Raw genomic sequence first — 1,956 nt, forward strand, 5'->3', positions numbered from 1 at the left:
CAGGAGGTGACTAAGATTGAACCATTGGTGGTCTCAAAATAGGGGCGCACTACACAATCCACTTGAAAAAGCCCTTTAATGCGCACAAAACATCGCTGAACCCTCGTTGCATTTGACAGAGCCTGAACGTTCAGGTGTTTCGGGCCGTCCACAACTTGCGGGTGGTGATGATCTGCCCGGCGTGGTGCTGGGCATGGGCAGCGATGTGATCGAGCGCATAAATGGCCCGCACCTCGTACTGGTTGAACTTGACCACTCGCTCCAGATCCTCCATCTCAAGCGAGCTGAGGCGGGTCTTGACCTGGTTCATGTTCTCAGCGAACTCGGCCAGCACTTCCTGGGGGTCGCGTCCGGTAGGGGCCATCTCCTCGGCTGGGCGAATGCGAATCGCCTCGGGCACTTCCTGGCCGGTTCCACGCAACATCAAGCGGTACGACGCCCCACCCGTATGCCGCACCAGCCCCCCAATGGGATTGGCGCCGGGGGCAGGAACCCACCAGAAGCCTTCTGGGCTCAGGTCGGAGGCCCACCTGACGACTATTTCTTCAACTTCCTCCAGGCTGCGCAACCAGACCGAAACTATCAGGTGCACACCTACCACATCACCCCGCAAATACGGGGGGGGTTGAACAGGCGTTTGCATACACCCGATTCTATCGCATTCCCCGTACAATCGCCCTGTGCAGCCGCTTCCCCCGGTTCAACGTGATACTTTTCTCGATGCGGTGCGTGGGCTGGCCCTGGGGGGCATCCTGGCCGTGAACCTCGAACACTTTGCGGGTGCTGGGATGTATGCCACCTTGCATGGGCTATCCGAAAACTACACACGGGGCCGTGAAATCCTGGCTTTCTTTTTCAGCGGCAAGTTTTATACCATCTTCGCGATTCTGTTCGGGCTGGGGCTGGCCCTGCAGTACCAGCGTTTTGTGATGGCAGGTCTGGATGCGCGCGCCCTATTGCGTCGCCGCCTGGGGTGGCTGCTGGGGCTGGGCGCTTTGCACGGTATCTTCCTATTCGACGGCGATATCCTGGGCACTTATGCCATTCTGGGCCTGTTCGCCCTGCGCTACCTGGGCCAGGAACACCGGCTTCTGGACATCGGCAAGTTCCTGCTGGGGGGATACATACTGCTATTCTGGTTCGCAATCTTGCTGCGCGATCAGATGCCGACTCCTGGAAGCGGAGAGGTTTTTCTGACCGGGAGTTTCTGGCAGGTAACCGGGGTACGGCTCGAGACCTGGCTCTTCAACACCCCCCTGGCCTCCCTGGTATTTGGGGCAGAGATTGTGGGCTTGTTTTTGTTGGGTGTGTATTTGGCCCCGCGCTGGCACACCATCGGCCCAGCCACACTCTGGCAGGTGGTGGCGCTGGGGCTGCTGGTAGGAATACCCGTCAACCTGTACAACGCCCTGCATTTCGACACCCAGCCCCTGCGAGGTCTGGGCGGGCTGAGCTTTGCGCTGGCCTATCTGGCCCTTTTCCGGCTCCTCTGGCCCCGTCTGGGCCGCCTGCAAGCCCTGCACTACGCCGGGCGGATGCCCCTCAGCAACTACCTGCTGCAATCGGTAGCCATGAGTCTGTTGTTCTACGGCTACGGGCTGGGGTGGTTTGGACAGGTCAGTCCCTTCTGGTTTCCCGCGATTGCGGCTGGGTTTGTGGTGTTTCAGGTTCTGCTAAGCCGCTGGTGGCTGCAACGCTTCGCCCAGGGACCCCTGGAGTGGCTCTGGCGAAAGTTTACCTATCGTCGGTAGGCGATTGGAAGTAGAAGGCATCACAACACAAATCTGGCTCGATGGGAGCCTGCCAATGGGCGCACCACCGGTCGCCCACATACCCCTCCCCCACATCAAAGGTGGCCTTGAAAAACTTGCCGTGATCGCAAACCGGAAAGCACTGCGCGCTACAAAAAGCCGTCAGTATCTTTTGCTCGCTTTGACCGCAGTACCGGAGGCCGTA

At 59.5% G+C, this 1,956-nt stretch carries 3 protein-coding genes; 2 read left to right on the forward strand and 1 reads right to left on the reverse strand.

The features are described 5' to 3' along the window. Positions 1-130: 130 nt before the first annotated feature. Positions 131-643 carry a DinB family protein gene (locus tag Q0288_RS10065; RefSeq protein ID WP_299429990.1) on the reverse strand — a complete coding sequence of 171 codons (513 nt, stop codon included), beginning with the start codon at positions 641-643 and terminating at the stop codon, positions 131-133. Positions 644-680: 37 nt separating this feature from the next. On the opposite strand from Q0288_RS10065, the gene Q0288_RS10070 reads away from it, so the two are divergent. Together Q0288_RS10070 and Q0288_RS10075 are read left to right on the forward strand one after the other, a co-directional pair. Beyond that, complete coding sequence (locus Q0288_RS10070) at positions 681-1,751, forward strand: DUF418 domain-containing protein (RefSeq protein ID WP_299429992.1); 1,071 nt, start codon at positions 681-683, stop codon at positions 1,749-1,751. Positions 1,752-1,755: 4 nt separating this feature from the next. Then, a partial coding sequence (locus Q0288_RS10075) for a hypothetical protein (protein ID WP_299429994.1) occupies positions 1,756-1,956 on the forward strand: 201 nt, incomplete at its 3' end.

The organism is uncultured Meiothermus sp. (genome assembly GCF_937863175.1).
GTDB lineage: Bacteria > Deinococcota > Deinococci > Deinococcales > Thermaceae > Meiothermus.

Excerpts from the sequence above, each read along its gene's own strand:
- Q0288_RS10065 (WP_299429990.1), bottom strand. The coding sequence starts at position 643 with ATGCAAACGCCTGTTCAACCCCCCCCGTATTTGCGGGGTGATGTGGTA.